The sequence below is a fragment of the Mariniflexile ostreae genome, from assembly GCF_042427585.1.
In the GTDB taxonomy this organism is placed as follows: domain Bacteria; phylum Bacteroidota; class Bacteroidia; order Flavobacteriales; family Flavobacteriaceae; genus Pseudalgibacter; species Pseudalgibacter ostreae.
This window is the reverse complement of the sequence record NZ_JBHMFC010000013.1, coordinates 1-15,736: the sequence shown is the minus strand read 5'-3', so window position 1 is coordinate 15,736 and position 15,736 is coordinate 1. Positions and strand designations below refer to the sequence as shown.

At 35.5% G+C, this 15,736-nt stretch carries 14 protein-coding genes; 11 read left to right on the top strand and 3 right to left on the bottom strand.

What is annotated here, in order from left to right; translation table 11 throughout:
• Positions 1 to 74: 74 nt before the first annotated feature.
• Positions 75 to 1,115 carry a thiamine-phosphate kinase gene (gene thiL, locus ACFFU9_RS04665; RefSeq protein WP_379860218.1) on the bottom strand — a complete coding sequence of 347 codons (1,041 nt, stop codon included), beginning with the start codon at positions 1,113 to 1,115 and terminating at the stop codon, positions 75 to 77.
• Positions 1,116 to 1,653: 538 nt separating this feature from the next.
• On the opposite strand from thiL, the gene ACFFU9_RS04660 reads away from it, so the two are divergent.
• The 10 genes from ACFFU9_RS04660 to ACFFU9_RS04615 all read left to right on the top strand — a co-directional run bounded on the left by ACFFU9_RS04660 (position 1,654) and on the right by ACFFU9_RS04615 (position 10,008).
• A complete protein-coding gene (locus ACFFU9_RS04660) occupies positions 1,654 to 1,983 on the top strand; it encodes a HesB/IscA family protein (RefSeq protein ID WP_379860217.1) in 330 nt (109 codons plus the stop codon).
• Positions 1,984 to 1,998: 15 nt separating this feature from the next.
• Positions 1,999 to 3,447, top strand: coding sequence for a Fe-S cluster assembly protein SufB (gene sufB, locus ACFFU9_RS04655; protein WP_379860216.1), 1,449 nt, complete (start codon positions 1,999 to 2,001; stop codon positions 3,445 to 3,447).
• Between the two features lie 35 nt (positions 3,448 to 3,482).
• Positions 3,483 to 3,860: a hypothetical protein gene (locus ACFFU9_RS04650; RefSeq protein WP_379860215.1), complete on the top strand. Its 378-nt coding sequence runs from the start codon at positions 3,483 to 3,485 to the stop codon at positions 3,858 to 3,860.
• Positions 3,861 to 3,943: 83 nt separating this feature from the next.
• A complete protein-coding gene (gene sufC / locus ACFFU9_RS04645) occupies positions 3,944 to 4,702 on the top strand; it encodes a Fe-S cluster assembly ATPase SufC (RefSeq protein WP_379860214.1) in 759 nt (252 codons plus the stop codon).
• A gap of 132 nt (positions 4,703 to 4,834) precedes the next feature.
• Entirely contained in the window at positions 4,835 to 6,148 is a 1,314-nt protein-coding gene (gene sufD / locus ACFFU9_RS04640) for a Fe-S cluster assembly protein SufD (protein WP_379860213.1), read from the top strand.
• Between the two features lie 145 nt (positions 6,149 to 6,293).
• A complete protein-coding gene (locus tag ACFFU9_RS04635; RefSeq protein ID WP_379860212.1) occupies positions 6,294 to 7,508 on the top strand; it encodes an aminotransferase class V-fold PLP-dependent enzyme in 1,215 nt (404 codons plus the stop codon).
• A gap of 28 nt (positions 7,509 to 7,536) precedes the next feature.
• Positions 7,537 to 7,959, top strand: coding sequence for a SufE family protein (locus ACFFU9_RS04630; protein WP_379860211.1), 423 nt, complete (start codon positions 7,537 to 7,539; stop codon positions 7,957 to 7,959).
• Positions 7,960 to 8,024: 65 nt separating this feature from the next.
• The gene (locus ACFFU9_RS04625; RefSeq protein WP_379860210.1) at positions 8,025 to 8,348 is read left to right on the top strand and encodes an SUF system Fe-S cluster assembly protein; all 324 of its coding nucleotides are present in this window, start codon (positions 8,025 to 8,027) and stop codon (positions 8,346 to 8,348) included.
• A gap of 116 nt (positions 8,349 to 8,464) precedes the next feature.
• Complete coding sequence (locus tag ACFFU9_RS04620) at positions 8,465 to 8,971, top strand: DUF2480 family protein (protein WP_379860209.1); 507 nt, start codon at positions 8,465 to 8,467, stop codon at positions 8,969 to 8,971.
• A gap of 101 nt (positions 8,972 to 9,072) precedes the next feature.
• The gene (locus ACFFU9_RS04615; protein ID WP_379860208.1) at positions 9,073 to 10,008 is read left to right on the top strand and encodes a DUF3078 domain-containing protein; all 936 of its coding nucleotides are present in this window, start codon (positions 9,073 to 9,075) and stop codon (positions 10,006 to 10,008) included.
• Between the two features lie 78 nt (positions 10,009 to 10,086).
• Here ACFFU9_RS04615 and ACFFU9_RS04610 read toward each other — a convergent pair whose 3' ends face one another.
• Both ACFFU9_RS04610 and hflX read right to left on the bottom strand, forming a co-directional pair.
• Positions 10,087 to 12,330: a transglycosylase domain-containing protein gene (locus tag ACFFU9_RS04610; protein WP_379860207.1), complete on the bottom strand. Its 2,244-nt coding sequence runs from the start codon at positions 12,328 to 12,330 to the stop codon at positions 10,087 to 10,089.
• A 15-nt stretch (positions 12,331 to 12,345) separates the two neighbouring features.
• Positions 12,346 to 13,560: a GTPase HflX gene (gene hflX, locus ACFFU9_RS04605; protein ID WP_379860206.1), complete on the bottom strand. Its 1,215-nt coding sequence runs from the start codon at positions 13,558 to 13,560 to the stop codon at positions 12,346 to 12,348.
• A 308-nt stretch (positions 13,561 to 13,868) separates the two neighbouring features.
• Here hflX and ACFFU9_RS04600 point away from each other — a divergent pair, with 308 nt between their 5' ends.
• The gene (locus tag ACFFU9_RS04600) at positions 13,869 to 14,840 is read left to right on the top strand and encodes an endonuclease/exonuclease/phosphatase family protein (RefSeq protein ID WP_379860205.1); all 972 of its coding nucleotides are present in this window, start codon (positions 13,869 to 13,871) and stop codon (positions 14,838 to 14,840) included.
• The last annotated feature ends 896 nt before the right edge of the window (positions 14,841 to 15,736 follow it).

Below are 15,736 nucleotides of genomic sequence, written 5' to 3'. Positions count from 1 at the left end.
ATGACGCAGCTGAATTGGTCTTGTTCTGCTTTTGAAGAAAAAGCTTCAGTCAAGTGACTTTAGGATGTTATGAGTTAGGATTCAAAATTTTTCCATCCTTGGGCTTTTATAGGGATTTTTGTGTTTGCTCGTGTGATTAAATGCAGACCTTCCGAAGCTTCTTTCATGTGTCCGATTATCGAGACGTTAGGATTTCCTTTAATTTTAGGGAAATCCTCTTGAGGAATTGTAAATAGGAGCTCGTAATCCTCTCCTCCATTTAAGGCTACGGTGGTGCTATCGATATTGAACTCTTCGCAGGTAGAAATAACTTGGGGGTCTAGAGGTATTTTGTCTTCGTATAAGTCACAACCTACTTGGCTCTGTTTGCAAATGTGGATAATCTCAGAAGAAAGGCCGTCGCTAATATCAATCATGGCGGTAGGTTTTACATCTAGATCTTTTAGTAATTTCACTATATCCTGGCGGGCCTCAGGTTTTAATTGGCGTTCTATAATATAAGTGTAGGGTTCAAGGTCTGGCTGATTGTTAGGGTTTACTTTGTAAACTTCTTTTTCTCGTTTTAGTACTTGCAGTCCCATAAAGGCAGCTCCTAAATCTCCAGTAACCACTAATAGATCCCCTGGCTTTGCAGTAGAGCGGTACACTTCATGGTCTGTTTCTCCAATGGCGGTAACCGAAATCAATAAGCCTGTGGTAGACGATGTGGTGTCGCCACCTACTACATCAACATTGTATAGTTTAGCGGCGGTTTCAATACCTTCATATAAAGCTTCTAAGGCCTCCAGGGGGAAGCGATTGGATACGGCGATAGAAACCGTTACATGGGTAGCTTTTGCATTCATGGCGTAAACATCAGATAGATTTACGATTATAGCCTTGTAGCCCAAATGTTTTAAAGGCATGTAGCTCAAATCAAAGTGTACGCCTTCTACAAGCATGTCTGTAGTGACCACTATTTTTTTGTTGTTAAACTTGAGTACTGCTGCATCATCTCCAATCCCTTTAATGGTGGAGTCGTGTGTTATTTGAAGGTTTTTGGTTAAGTGGTCGATAAGGCCAAACTCACCTAAATCACTTAAATCTGTACGGGATTGATTTTTATCTTCTATCATGCTGCAAAAATAAGAAGCTATTTTTGTTTTAGCTAACGAGTTTGCATAAGAATTGTTATGTTTTTAGTGTCGCTTCAGTTTTTGCTAAAGCAGTAAGGTTTACGGTTGTTATAATGAGGTTAAAGCATCATGAAGAATGAGTCTGTGTTTTTTTTTTTTTGAATGAATTTTGATAAAGAACTAAGTAATCTACCTTGGTACATTTGTTTGTCAAGTCTGATATGAATTAAAAATTACAAGCTTTTTTTTTTCATTTTTAAACTAGTGAAGTATGTTGTATTTTAAAAAGGCATAAAAATTTGCTTAAAATTACTCAATACTGGCCTGTTTTTTTACAATATTCCCTCTCTTTGACGAAAAAAAGTCTGTTTTAATGTGATTTAATCAAATTTATCGATAGCAAAAAGCTATAATGGTATATGCTAATTTAATGTAAGGTTCTATGGTAATGCATGACTTATATTGTATATTTGTATCCTATTTAGAAACTGTCTTAATAAAAAATAATTAAGCCATAACTAAATTTAATTAAAAAAATATGATAAAAGTTTCTGAAACAGCTAAAAAAAAAGTTATTGAGCTTATGAAAGACGATGGCTATGACCCTACTGCCGACTTTGTACGTGTTGGTGTAAAAAGTGGTGGTTGCTCTGGCTTGTCTTATGAATTAAAGTTTGATAAAGGAAATCAAGAAGAAGATAAAGTTTTTGAGGACAATGGCATAAAAATTATTGTGGACAAAAAAAGTTTTTTATATTTATTAGGAACCACCCTCGAATATTCGGGAGGATTAAACGGGACAGGTTTCGTTTTTAATAATCCAAACGCCAATCGTACTTGCGGTTGTGGCGAATCGTTTTCATTATAAAAATAAGAAAGAATTATGTCGAAGTATACCGAGGATGACTTACGTGAAGAATTAAAAACCAAAGAATACGAATATGGTTTTTATACAGATATAGAATCAGATACGTTCCCAAATGGTTTGAGTGAAGATGTTGTGCGTGCTATTTCCAAAAAGAAAGAGGAACCACAATGGATGACGGACTGGAGACTGGAGGCCTATCGGGCCTGGCTGGAAATGGAGGAACCGGAATGGGCAAATGTGAATTATAAAAAACCAGATTTTCAAGGAATTTCATATTATTCTGCTCCCAACTCAAAGCCTAAATATGATAGCCTTGATGAGGTTGACCCCGAATTGTTAGCCACTTTTGCTAAATTAGGGATTTCAATGGATGAACAAAAAAAGTTAGCAGGTGTGGCTATGGACGTCGTAATTGACTCTGTTTCGGTTGCTACAACTTTTAAGAAAACACTTGGGGAGAAAGGAATTATTTTTATGAGTATCTCTGAAGCTATAAAAAAGCATCCAGACCTCGTTAAAAAATACTTAGGGACCGTAGTGCCTCAAAAAGATAATTTTTATGCCGCATTGAATTCTGCCGTATTTAGTGATGGGTCTTTTTGTTACATTCCTAAAGGGGTGCGTTGCCCTATGGAACTGTCTACTTACTTTAGGATTAACCAAGCTGGAACGGGTCAGTTTGAAAGAACCTTGGTTATTGCCGATGAAGGAAGCTATGTAAGTTACCTTGAAGGATGTACGGCACCAAGCCGAGATGAAAACCAATTGCATGCTGCTGTGGTAGAGCTTATCGCTTTAGATGATGCCGAGATTAAGTATTCTACGGTTCAAAACTGGTTTCCAGGAAATTCAGAAGGAACCGGTGGCGTTTTTAATTTTGTGACAAAAAGAGGGATATGCGAGAAAAATGCAAAAATATCTTGGACACAGGTGGAAACGGGTTCTGCGGTAACATGGAAATACCCAAGTTGTATCCTAAAAGGCGATAACTCGGTAGGCGAGTTTTATTCTATAGCCGTAACCAATAATTATCAGCAAGCCGATACAGGTACGAAAATGATACATTTGGGAAAAAACACGAAATCAACAATTATCTCAAAAGGGATTTCTGCAGGGAAATCGCAAAATAGCTATCGTGGTTTAGTTCAAATTAGCGCGAGAGCAGAAAATGCACGTAATTTTTCACAATGTGATAGTTTGTTAATGGGTAACGAATGTGGAGCGCACACCTTTCCATATATTGAAGCAAAAAACAAAACAGCCATAATAGAGCACGAGGCTACCACCAGTAAAATTGGAGAAGACCAAATATTTTACTGTAATCAGCGTGGTATCGATACAGAGAAAGCTATCGCATTAATTGTTAACGGCTTTAGTAAAGAGGTGTTGAACAAACTTCCTATGGAGTTTGCTGCAGAAGCCCAAAAGCTGTTGGAAATAAGTTTAGAAGGAAGTGTTGGATAGAAATGGTTAAAGAAAAATAAACTCGAATTTTAAAAATGAAAAAAACACTTTTTATAGCATTCGTTTTTATGGCATTTATAGGCTGTAAAAATAAAGATAAAGCTGTAGAGGTAGCACAGCAAAAAGATGAGTTAACGCTTTTGAAGGGCGAGTTTATATATTATTCAGATGCTGCTGTTTTACAAACGAATTCCGAGATTTATGGCGTGATAGTCGATGAGAACATGCATAAACTGGAGCAAGAAGTACAGCGCTATAAAAAAGAAGCAACCGATATGGTTCCTGTGGAAATTCGAGGACACATTGTTTCGAAACCAGACCATGAAGAAGGCTGGCCATTTCGAGTTGAAATAAAAGAAATTGTAAAGGTGTCCGAACCCAAAAGGCAGGAGGCATACAAGGTACAGAAGTAAATAATTGAGCAACCAAAAAACGAGTTCCATTTTTTACGAGTATTGGAATTAGGTATTTTAATATTGAGATTTAAATAAGAAGTATGTTAAAAATTGATAATTTACACGCAAGTGTTGAAGATAAAGCTATTTTAAGAGGCATAAATCTTGAGATAAAAGCTGGAGAAGTACATGCCATAATGGGACCAAACGGTTCTGGTAAAAGTACGTTGGCATCTGTTATAGCTGGAAAAGAAGAGTACGAAGTAACTGCAGGAAGTATTCAATTCAACGAGGAAATCATTGATGAGCTAGCGGCGGAAGAACGTGCCCATAAAGGGGTGTTTTTGTCGTTTCAGTATCCTGTGGAGATTCCTGGTGTTTCTGTAACTAACTTTATTAAAACAGCCATTAACGCGACCCGTAAAGCAAAAGGTTTAGAAGATATGCCAGCTAAGGATATGCTTAAAATGATTCGTGAGAAATCGGAATTATTGGAAATTGACAGAAAGTTTTTGTCCAGATCCATAAACGAGGGCTTCTCGGGCGGTGAGAAAAAACGAAATGAGATTTTTCAGATGGCCATGCTAGAGCCGAAATTAGCGATTCTAGATGAAACAGATTCTGGGTTGGATATCGATGCGCTTCGTATCGTTGCAAATGGTGTGAATAAACTAAAAAGCAAAGATAATGCCGTGTTAATAATTACGCATTACCAACGTTTGTTAGATTATATCGTTCCAGATTTTGTACATGTTTTGCATAACGGACGTATTGTAAAGTCTGGCGGAAAAGAATTAGCTCACGAGCTTGAAGAAAAAGGGTATGATTGGGTTAAAGAAGAAGCTGAAGCTGGCCAATAATGCTGGTTTTTAATAGGGGTGACAAAAAGCTCACTCAAAACAAAAGATTCTAAAGTTTAATAAAGAGTACACAGTTCACTCCTCATAGTTCATTTATGTGAAGACTGAGATTATAACTGAAAACGGAACAAAATGGATTTAAAAGAAAAATTAGTATCATCCTTTATGGCGTTTGAGAATAACGTCGAAGTAGACACGTATATTCACGGTGTTAGGTCGAATGCTATGAAAATATTTGAAGAAAAAGGCTTTCCTACTAGAAAAGATGAAGCTTGGAAGTATACGTCTTTAAATAGTGTTTTAAAACAAGATTATAGCATATTCCCAAAAAAAGAGAATAATATAGAGTACCGAGATGTTAAAAAATATTTTATACATGATATCGACACCTATAATATTGTGTTTATTGATGGAAAATATGCATCACACTTATCTAAAACCACACATGATGGTTTAGATGTTTGTTTGATGTCTTCGGCATTGAATAAACCAAAATACCGTTTGATTATTGAAAACTATTTCAATAAAGTAGCAACTAAAGATAGTGTAACGTCCCTAAATACTGCATTTTCAAGTGAGGGCGCTTACATTCATATACCCAAAAATAAGCTGGTAGATAAACCTATTCAAATTCTTCATTTTTCAACAGGAAATGAAGCTGCAACCCTGTTGCAGCCACGTAATTTAATTGTGGTTGGAGAGAATAGCCATGTGCAAATTATTGAGCGTCATCAAAGTTTAACAGAAAATCCAGTGCTCACGAATAGTGTCACCGAGATTTATACAAATAAACGTGCTATCGTAGATTATTATAAAATCCAAAACGACCAGTACAATGCGTCATTGATAGACAATACTTTTGTTGAACAAAAACAAGAAAGTTTTGCATCGGTGCATACGTTTTCTTTTGGAGGTAAATTAACACGAAACAATCTTAATTTTTATCAAAATGGAGAGCGTATCGATTCAACCTTAAAAGGAGTAACAATTATTGGTGGTAAACAACATGTTGATCATAATACATTGGTTCACCATATCGAGCCAAATTGTGAAAGCCATCAGGATTACAAGGGTATTTTTAATGATAGTGCTTCAGGCGTTTTCAACGGTAAAATTCTAGTAGAAAAATTGGCACAGAAAACAAATGCTTTTCAAGCGAATAATAATATTTTGTTAAGTGATAAAGCTTCTTTAAATACTAAGCCCCAATTGGAAATATTTGCAGATGATGTGAAATGTTCTCATGGGTGTACCATTGGTCAATTAGATGAAACCGCTATGTTTTACATGCGGTCTAGAGGGATTCCTGAAAAAGAAGCCAAAGCGCTTTTAATGTACGCCTTCAGTAATAATGTTTTAAGCTCGGTTAAAATACCAGAGATTAAACAACGTATTACTAATATTATAGCTAAGAAGTTAGGCGTTAATATTGGGTTCGACCTTTAAATATTAGCGTAATTAGAAGTTAAAAAATATTATTTGAAGCTAATCCCGCTATCCGCTATTTTATTTGTTTGGTAAAAACACAAAAAAGGATAGAATGTATCAAGAGCGGAGTCGAAAGACAATTATCGGGGCTAAACATACTGTTATGTTCAACCTAGAAAACATTAGAAAAGACTTTCCCATTCTCTCTCGAAAAGTAAATGGGAAGTCTTTAATATATTTTGATAATGCCGCAACTTCTCAAACGCCAAAACAGGTAATAGATGTTATTGTCGCATATTATTCAAACTACAATGCCAATATTCATCGTGGCGTACACACGTTAAGCCAAGAAGCTACAGATTTATACGAGCAAGCACGTGAAAAAATACGACGTCATTTTAATGCTAAACATGCGCATGAAATTATTTTCACATCAGGGACAACCCATGGCATCAATTTAGTAGCAAATGGGTTTTCATCGCTATTGAAAAAAGGGGATGAGATTATCGTTTCGGCTTTAGAGCATCATAGTAATATTGTGCCTTGGCAAATGCTATGTGAGCGTACAGGAGCTGTTTTAAGAGTTATTCCCATGAATGACGACGGTGAACTGGTAATGTCGGAATTTGATAAGTTGCTATCAGAAAAGACGAAACTGGTTTTTGTAAACCACATTTCAAATGCGCTAGGTACTATTAATCCCATTGAGTATATCATAGAAAAAGCGCATCAAGTAGGTGCCGCAGTTTTAATTGATGGCGCACAATCTAGTCCCCATATAAAAGCAGATGTTCAAAAGTTGGATGCCGATTTTTATGTGGTTTCGGCCCACAAAATGTGTGGTCCAACAGGCGTAGGAGTGCTTTATGGAAAAGAAGCTTGGTTAAAGAAATTACCGCCCTATCAGGGTGGTGGTGAAATGATCGCAGAAGTTACATTTGAAAAGACAACTTATGCCGATTTACCCCATAAATTTGAAGCTGGAACGCCTAATATATGTGGCGGAATCGCTTTTGGAGCAGCCATTGATTATATGAACCGTATAGGCTTTAAAGCCATCGAAAAACAAGAGCGTGAACTCCTGCAGTACGGAACAGAAAAGCTTTTGGAAATTGAAGGGTTGAAAATTTACGGAACTTCAGAACATAAAACATCTGTAATTTCATTTAATTTAGAAGGCATTCACCCGTATGATGTAGGAACCATCTTAGATAAAATGGGCATTGCGGTAAGAACAGGACATCATTGTGCACAACCTATTATGGATTATTTTAAAATTCCAGGTACGGTACGTGCGTCTTTTGCGTTTTATAATACCAAAGCCGAAATCGATAGTTTGGTAGAAGGTGTGAAAAAAGCAAAAATGATGCTGTCTTAAATTTGTAATTTTGTATAAAACGAAACTTGTGAGTATAGAAGAAATCCAAAACGAAATAATAGAAGAGTTCTCAATGTTTGAAGATTGGGAAGAGCGTTACCAATATATGATTGACTTAGGTAAAGATTTGCCTTTAATTGAAGAGCAATATAAAACCCAAAGCAACATTATAAAGGGGTGCCAAAGTAGGGTGTGGGTACACGCCGAAATGGAAGATAATAAAATAGTATTTACTGCCGATAGTGATGCTATTATAACCAAAGGTATTATTGCTATTTTAATTCGTGTATTTTCAAATCAACCTCCTAAGGCCATTATTGACTCAGATACCGATTTTATTGATGAAATAGGCCTTAAAGAACACTTGTCGCCAACACGTGCAAACGGATTGGTAAGTATGATAAGACAATTGAAAATGTATGCCATTGCATACCAAACACAACTTAACTAGTGGGGTATTTTCCGTTTAGTTGATGATGAAATTTTAAACGTATACCTCTATAAATATTAAATAAAATGAGCGACACAATAGATATTGCCGAATTAGGAGAAAAGATAGTAAACGTTATTAAAACGATTTATGATCCAGAAATCCCTGTGGATATTTACGAACTCGGATTGATTTATGATGTATTCGTAAATGAAGACCGTGAAGTAAAGATATTAATGACTTTAACCACACCCAATTGTCCGGTAGCAGAAACCTTACCCATGGAAGTGGAAGAAAAGGTAAAATCCTTGGACGAGGTTAAAAATGCTGAAGTTGAAATTACTTTCGACCCCCCATGGACGCAAGAGCTTATGAGCGAAGAAGCGAAATTGGAACTGGGAATGCTTTAAGTTTTAAAGCGTTTTTATATAAAAATATAGACGTTCTATAAATGCTTTTGTTTAAAATATCATAACAGAAACGGCTATACTTACCTCTAATAATGCTCTTATAATAGTTTTAAAAAATGGCAGACGATATTGTAAATCGCGTAGCGAATAGCAAACTGGTAACGGTAAACCTTGAAGATTACTACCCAAAAGGACAACGGGTACTGTTTGATATTAAAGATTGGCTTTATGAAGGCTTTGTGCTCCGTGAAAAAGAATTTAGGGTTCAAGTAGCAGATTATAATTGGGCGCAATATCAAGATGGCTATGTGGCATTAACCTGTAGCACAGATGCCATTATACCTGGATGGGCCTTTATGCTTATTAGTATGCATTTAGAGCCTTTTGCAAAAAAAATAGTTGTAGGTGATTTAGAGGTTTTGGAAACGTCTATTTACCAAGATGTGTTAAACGATTTGGATATTTCTGAATTTGCCGATAAACCTATTATTATAAAAGGCTGTTCTAAAAAGCCAGTACCACAGAACGCTTATATTATGCTAGCCAATAAGCTGAGGCCTACTGTAAAATCTATCATGTATGGTGAAGCTTGTTCTTCTGTGCCGCTTTATAAAAGCAAATAGGTTTTATTTATAATAAAATATAGCATTTTGGTGCTCTTTCTTGAATGTTTTATTAAAAACTAAAATAGTGTATATTTGCGCGCATTTTAAAAAATTAATAAATGAGAAAAGTAATATTATTATTAACATTGTGCTTTGGTACTGTTTTGGTTCAAGCACAAACTTTAGAAGAATTAAAGAGCACTTTAGCTGTTCAGAAGGATTCGCTTAAGGCCGCTAAAAGCCGTGTTGATAACACACAGGGAAAAATTGATGCCTTTCCAGGTTGGAAAAAAGGGGCTTTTGGAACCATAGGTGGGAGTTTTTCTAACTTTAACAATTGGTACGCTCAAAAATCACCAAACAATAGATCAGGAAATATTGGCTTTACAGCAAATGCATTTGCTAACTTAGATACTGAAAATTTCTTTTGGAGAAATGCAGGAAACATTAATCTGTCTTGGGTTAAGTTTGATGATAAAGATGTCGCAGATAATTCTGAATGGAGAGAAGCAACCGATGTGTTTACTGTCTCTTCTTTATATGGCCAAAAGTTAAGTGAAACTTTTGCTATTTCTGGATTAGGGGAATATAGAACCACGATTTTGAATAATTTTAACAATCCGGGATATTTAGATGTTGGTATTGGTGCTACCTGGACACCGCTTACAGATTTAGTAGTTGTGGTACACCCCTTAAACTACAACATGATATTTAGTAGAAATGATGCGGTTTTCGATTCGTCGTTAGGAACAAAGATTCTTGTAGATTATACGAGACAAATACAAGCTATAAGCTTTAAAACAAATTTGTCGATGTTCCAAAGTTACAAGAGCAGTGACCTGTCCAATTGGACTTGGAACAACTCTTTTAGTTACACGCTTTGGAAAATGATTGGTGTTGGTTTTGACTTTGGCTTAAGAAGTAATAAGCAAGAAGCATTGAAGTACAATATTGATAATTTTGATAATACTAGTGGCGACCCAGCACCAACATTTGGTAATATTAAAAATAAATTACAGAGTTATTATACTCTAGGGTTAAGCTACAAATTTTAAGACGATAAGTTTTAATAAAGTTTATAAAAAAAATGCGCTTCTTTTGAAAGCGCATTTTTTAGTTAAAGTGTTTTTGTATTAAAACTTCTTTTTTTTATGTTTTCTTCCAAAAATTCTTTTAAGAAGGCCATCACGCTTTTCTGGATTGCAATCTAAATCGGCTAGTACTTTTTGCGAAGGATTTTCAAAACGACTTTTTGTAATGTTATCAAAATGGGAGTCGGCATTTAATTTCTGATAAAACTTAGCGAAAATAGGTAATGCAGAATTGGCACCTTGTCCAATACCTGTGGTTTTAAAACCGATACTATGATTGTCATTGCCAACCCAGGTAACCGTAACCAAGTTTGGAGTAATACCAACAAACCAGCCATCCTTATTGTTTTGGGTTGTACCTGTTTTTCCAGCTATTGCGTTAGTAAGGCCGTAAGTACTGCGCAATCTGGAAGCTGTTCCACTATTTACAGTAGACTGCATAATTTCTAGTAATACTTGTCTTGTATAATCACTATACGCAGGTGATTGTGTTGTTTTTGGTTTAAAATTGATAAGTGTATTGCCTTCTTTATCCTCAATTCTGGTTATGGCATATGGTTTTATTGCTTTGCTGTTGTTAACATAGCTAGCATAAGCTCCTGTGAGCTCTTTAAGGTTGATTTCCGACACACCTAAGGCTAGTGATGGCTGTCTAGGCATCTCCTTGGTAATACCTAGTTTTTCGACCTGCTTTATAACATGGTCAAGACCTACTTCGTTTAAAACCTTTACCGCTATCGTATTTATGGAATTGCTCAAAGCCATCTCTAAATTATAATTAAGATGTGGATCTTCTTCACTTCTGCCAGAATTGCTGGGTGTCCAATTATCAAAATTGGTATACGTAACTTCTTGTAATGAGAAATATGTACAGGGTTTCATCCCGTTTTCAATAGCTGCGGTGTACACAAAAGGTTTAAACGTAGAGCCTATTTGGCGTTCGCTTTGCGAGACATGGTCGTATTTGAAAAACCGATAATCAATACCACCAATATATGTTTTTATGGCCCCTGTTTTGGGTTCTATAGAAAGCATTCCAGTATTTAAAAATTTTAAATAATGTTGTAAGCTATCTATAGCCGATACTTGTTGAATGGTGTCTCCGCTCCAATTAAATAATTCCGTTTTTTGCTTTAGTGAAAGTGAGTCTATAATTTGGTCCTCCGTTAATCCTGATTTTTTATAGGATTTGTATCTAGGTAGGTTTTTAATAGCTGTTTGTATTAGGGCTTTATTAGTAACCCAAGGTGCCGATTTACCAAAAGATTCTTCATGAGCCTGCTGTAAAACGGTAAGGTGCTCTTGCATGGCTATTTCTGCAAGAGATTGCATGGTTGAGTCTAGTGTAGTATGAACGATTAAACCATCCATATATAAATTATAAGCACTACCATCGGGCTTTTTTATGCTATCTAATATAACCGCTAATTCCTTTTTTACTTGGGCTCTAAAATAAGGAGCCAAACCCACATCGTGATTAAAGGACTTATAATTTAAAACAACATCTTGTTCGGTTACAAGCTTTAAGGAGTCTTGTGAAATATAGCCGTATTTAAGCATTTGCTGAAAAACCACATCTCGTCGCGATTGGCTGCGTTCTAAATTAAGCCTGGGATTAAAATAAGTGGTTGCTTTTAGAGTTCCTACTAATGTGGCGGCTTCAGAATAGTTTAATTTTGAGGCGGGCTTGTTGAAAAATTTGCGAGCAGCGCTTTCGATGCCATAAGTATTATCGGGAAAAGGAACGGTGTTTAAATAAAGTGTTAAGATGTCTTTTTTAGAATAAATAGCTTCAATACGGGTCGCAATTATAGATTCTTTAAACTTATTGATCAACATGCTAAAGGCAACATAATCTTTCCTTCCAAACAAGTTCTTGGCCAATTGTAATGTAATAGTACTGCCACCACCTGCAGATTTGTTTTGTAAAATAATGTTTTTGATAAACACCCGCATTAGGCTTATATTATCGATACCGTCGTGTTCATAAAAGCGAACATCTTCGGTAGCGACAAGTGCATCAATAAGATGTTTAGGGAAGTCTTCAAAATCTAAAGGTTGTCTATCATAAATATAATATTTACCAATTAATTTTCCGCTACTATCAAGTACTTGTGTGGCTTCAGCTTGTTTTATAAAGCTTAAGTCTTCTTTTGTAGGTAGTTTTCCGAAAACTCCCAAAAACACACTAATATAAATAGTGAGAAAAAAAACAACAACAGCAGCGCCTGCAATTAGACTCCACTTTATCCATTTTTTCTTCCATACAGATCTTATCCAATTCATTTTAGGCGGTATCAATTATACTTCAGAATCGTCGTAATCTGGGTAAAGAAAATTATTATAAGGAAAACGTGTTACGTGAATATCACGAACTTCGTCGTACACACGTTTTTTAAAGTGTTCTATATTTTCTTTATTTAAGGCTGAAATGAATAAAGCATTATTGCCCACTTTGTGCATCCATGTTTTTTTCCATTCCTCTAAAGTATAATGTTCCGAGCTTCGTTCTGTTTCTAAATCATCTTCTTTATAAGGCTCGGGCTGATAAGCATCAATTTTGTTAAAAACCATGATGGTAGGTTTGTCTGAACTTTTAATTTCACCTAGTACTTTATTAACAGACTCAATATGTTCTTCAAAATTATGATGTGAAATATCAACCACATGCAACAGTAAATCGGCTTCTCTTACTTCATCCAGTGTGCCTTTAAAGCTATCTACCAATTGCGTAGGTAGTTTTCGGATAAAACCAACGGTGTCAGATAATAAAAAGGGAAGGTTTTGAATCACTACTTTTCTAACAGTGGTATCTAAGGTCGCAAACAATTTGTTTTCAGCAAACACATCACTTTTGCTAATCACGTTCATTAAAGTAGATTTCCCCACATTGGTGTAGCCTACCAGTGCAACACGTACCATGGCACCGCGATTACCACGTTGTGTAGACAATTGTTTGTCAATAGCTTTAATTTTTGCCTTTAATAAGGCTATTCGGTCTCGAACAATACGTCTGTCTGTTTCAATTTCAGTTTCTCCAGGGCCACGCATGCCAATTCCTCCTTTTTGACGCTCAAGGTGGGTCCACATACCACGTAATCTAGGCAATAAATATTCGCATTGTGCCAATTCTACCTGAGTACGGGCATAACTGGTTTGGGCGCGTTGGGCAAAAATATCAAGGATTAAATTGGTTCTGTCTAAAACCTTAACATTTAATATTTTGCTAATGTTGCGTTCTTGTGCTGCCGATAATTCATCATCGAAGATAGCAGTATTAACATCGTTTTCTTCAATATAACGACGTACATCTTCCATTTTACCAGTTCCGATAAACGTTTTTGGATTTGGCATTTCCATTTTTTGTGTAAAACGTTTTAATACGTCCCCACCAGCAGTATAGGTTAAAAACTCCAGTTCATCTAAGTACTCTTTAGATTTTTCCTCGTCTTGATCTTTTGTTATAACTCCTATTAAAACAGCTTTTTCTAAGCTAACATCTTTTTTTTCTAACATATAATGGTTTAAAGTTCAAAGTTACATAATTGGAAGCATTCTATTTCAAAAAGTATTGATCCGATACCATAGTATAGCGGTTTAATTTAAAAACAGCAGCCTTTCTTAGCATAAAAAAACAAAAACGGCTACACCAATAGAACTAAAGATGTGGGCATGGCATTGTGTATGGAACCATACAAAATACGACATATTTTATCGAACGCGACTTGTACGGCTTATTTGTTTTTGAAGGCTATTTTGGGTTTTTTAATTAACATTAGAGCATCTCATTATGGTAAGCCTTATATTTACACTATTTTTGATGTATGACCGATGATATTCCTGACGACATTCTTGTCCGACACGATTTGCAAACCGTAGCTTTTTATAACGTTGAGAATTTATTTGATATTCATGACAACAAACGTACCCATGATAATGATTATTTACCCGCTTCGGTAAAAAGATGGACGTATAAGCGCTATCAAAATAAACTTCGGAAATTAGGTTTTGCCATTTCTAATATTGGAAAAAATGAAACGGGAAAACATCCTGCTATTGTTGGATTAGCGGAGGTTGAAAGTGCAGTAGCTATCAAAGATCTGTTGTCATCTAAACATTTGGAACATCTTAATTACGGGTATGTGCATTATGATTCTTTAGATGAACGCGGTATCGATGTGGCTTTGCTTTATGATAAAAATGCTTTTAAACTCCAGCATTCCGAGAGTTTTAGGGTGTATTTGGCAAATGAAAATGGAACTCCCGATTATACACGGGATATTTTACTGGTTTCTGGCTGGCTTGATGGTGAGAAAATCCATGTAATTGTAAACCATTGGTCGTCTAGGCATGAAGGTTTAGAAGAAACAGAGCCCAAACGTCTTGCAGCTGCAGATAAGGTGAGTGAGATTATGAATACGTTAGCACAAACGTGCGAAGACCCAAAGATAATTGTGATTGGCGATTTTAATGATGATCCTTCGAGTAATAGTATTAGAAAATTAGTAAAGACGCAGAACTTATACAATCCTATGGATGTGTTGCATACCTATTCTCGAGGTACGTCTACACATCGATTTAAATGGAACTTATTCGATCAGATCTTATTTACTACTAATTTTTTTGAAGCCACTCCAAATACTTTGAGTTTTGATAAAGCCGAAATATTTGATGATGATTTTTTAAAGCTGTCTCATGGAAAACATAAAGGAAAGCCCTTTAGAACGTATATAGGGCCCAAGTATCAGGGCGGGTATAGCGATCATTTTCCTGTATATGCTATTTTTAAGAAGTAAGAGTTGTGAAAATATATTATTTGAACAGAATTGCTATGGCTTAAAATGCTTAAAAAAAACCATATACTAAAATGATAATGGCCACGGGTAAAAACCATAGTACCCAAATGTTATAGGGTGTTGTTTTCTTTTTAACCATTTTTGCATGTATCATCATGCGGCGTTTACCTGTGTATTGCATCCAGTTCTTGAAGCACAGAAAAATTGATATTAAAAGAAACAGTATCCAAGCATTTTCCTTCGACATAGCATCTATATGCATTTTTCTAAAGAAAACAGAAAAGAAAACACCCAAAAGCAATATAAGTAAGCACTGTAAAACTGAAATATAAAGTGTTGCAATGGTAACAGCTCTTTGTTTAAAAATAGTTTTGTAATACGAAAAGACGTTATAGTATAGGAGGTCGAATATGGTCATGATAATTTTTAAAAGTTTGCTAATGTAGTGAACTTAATTTTTATGTATTGATACTATTGTGTATCTAATGGTGTAATGTTTTTAATAAAAATAGATTATTTTAAAAGTTGTAATTATTACATTTTGTTTTCTTGCCTGGCATGACCCAAAAAACGACATATCAACTTTATGTATTACATGGTCTTTATTTAGAAGATATAAGCTTTTTTGGTCTAGGGCAGTGCGTTAGGGATTGCAGCGGCATCCTTTTTAAAAAACACAAAAGGGCACATTGGATATTTAGCACTTAAAACTAAAAGAACGCCAGATCTTACTGCTTCACTATAATATTTTAAAAAGATATAGCGTAAAGCCCGACCCCTTTTCGGGGGGGTAACGGGTCAACGCAAAAAGTTGTGGAGTAACTAAAAAAGAAAGAACTTTGGAGCAAAAATTTCTATGTCCTCTGATTCACTTTTATCTATTGCCAATTTATTAC

What these genes read in the sequence shown, in the direction of transcription:
- thiL (WP_379860218.1), bottom strand. Translation starts at nt 1,115, where the DNA reads ATGATAGAAGATAAAAATCAATCCCGTACAGATTTAAGTGATTTAGGT.
- ACFFU9_RS04660 (WP_379860217.1), top strand. Translation starts at nt 1,654, where the DNA reads ATGATAAAAGTTTCTGAAACAGCTAAAAAAAAAGTTATTGAGCTTATG.
- sufB (WP_379860216.1), top strand. Translation starts at nt 1,999, where the DNA reads ATGTCGAAGTATACCGAGGATGACTTACGTGAAGAATTAAAAACCAAA.
- ACFFU9_RS04650 (WP_379860215.1), top strand. Translation starts at nt 3,483, where the DNA reads ATGAAAAAAACACTTTTTATAGCATTCGTTTTTATGGCATTTATAGGC.
- sufC (WP_379860214.1), top strand. Translation starts at nt 3,944, where the DNA reads ATGTTAAAAATTGATAATTTACACGCAAGTGTTGAAGATAAAGCTATT.
- sufD (WP_379860213.1), top strand. Translation starts at nt 4,835, where the DNA reads ATGGATTTAAAAGAAAAATTAGTATCATCCTTTATGGCGTTTGAGAAT.
- ACFFU9_RS04635 (WP_379860212.1), top strand. Translation starts at nt 6,294, where the DNA reads ATGTTCAACCTAGAAAACATTAGAAAAGACTTTCCCATTCTCTCTCGA.
- ACFFU9_RS04625 (WP_379860210.1), top strand. Translation starts at nt 8,025, where the DNA reads ATGAGCGACACAATAGATATTGCCGAATTAGGAGAAAAGATAGTAAAC.
- ACFFU9_RS04620 (WP_379860209.1), top strand. Translation starts at nt 8,465, where the DNA reads ATGGCAGACGATATTGTAAATCGCGTAGCGAATAGCAAACTGGTAACG.
- ACFFU9_RS04615 (WP_379860208.1), top strand. Translation starts at nt 9,073, where the DNA reads ATGAGAAAAGTAATATTATTATTAACATTGTGCTTTGGTACTGTTTTG.
- ACFFU9_RS04610 (WP_379860207.1), bottom strand. Translation starts at nt 12,330, where the DNA reads ATGAATTGGATAAGATCTGTATGGAAGAAAAAATGGATAAAGTGGAGT.
- hflX (WP_379860206.1), bottom strand. Translation starts at nt 13,560, where the DNA reads ATGTTAGAAAAAAAAGATGTTAGCTTAGAAAAAGCTGTTTTAATAGGA.
- ACFFU9_RS04600 (WP_379860205.1), top strand. Translation starts at nt 13,869, where the DNA reads ATGACCGATGATATTCCTGACGACATTCTTGTCCGACACGATTTGCAA.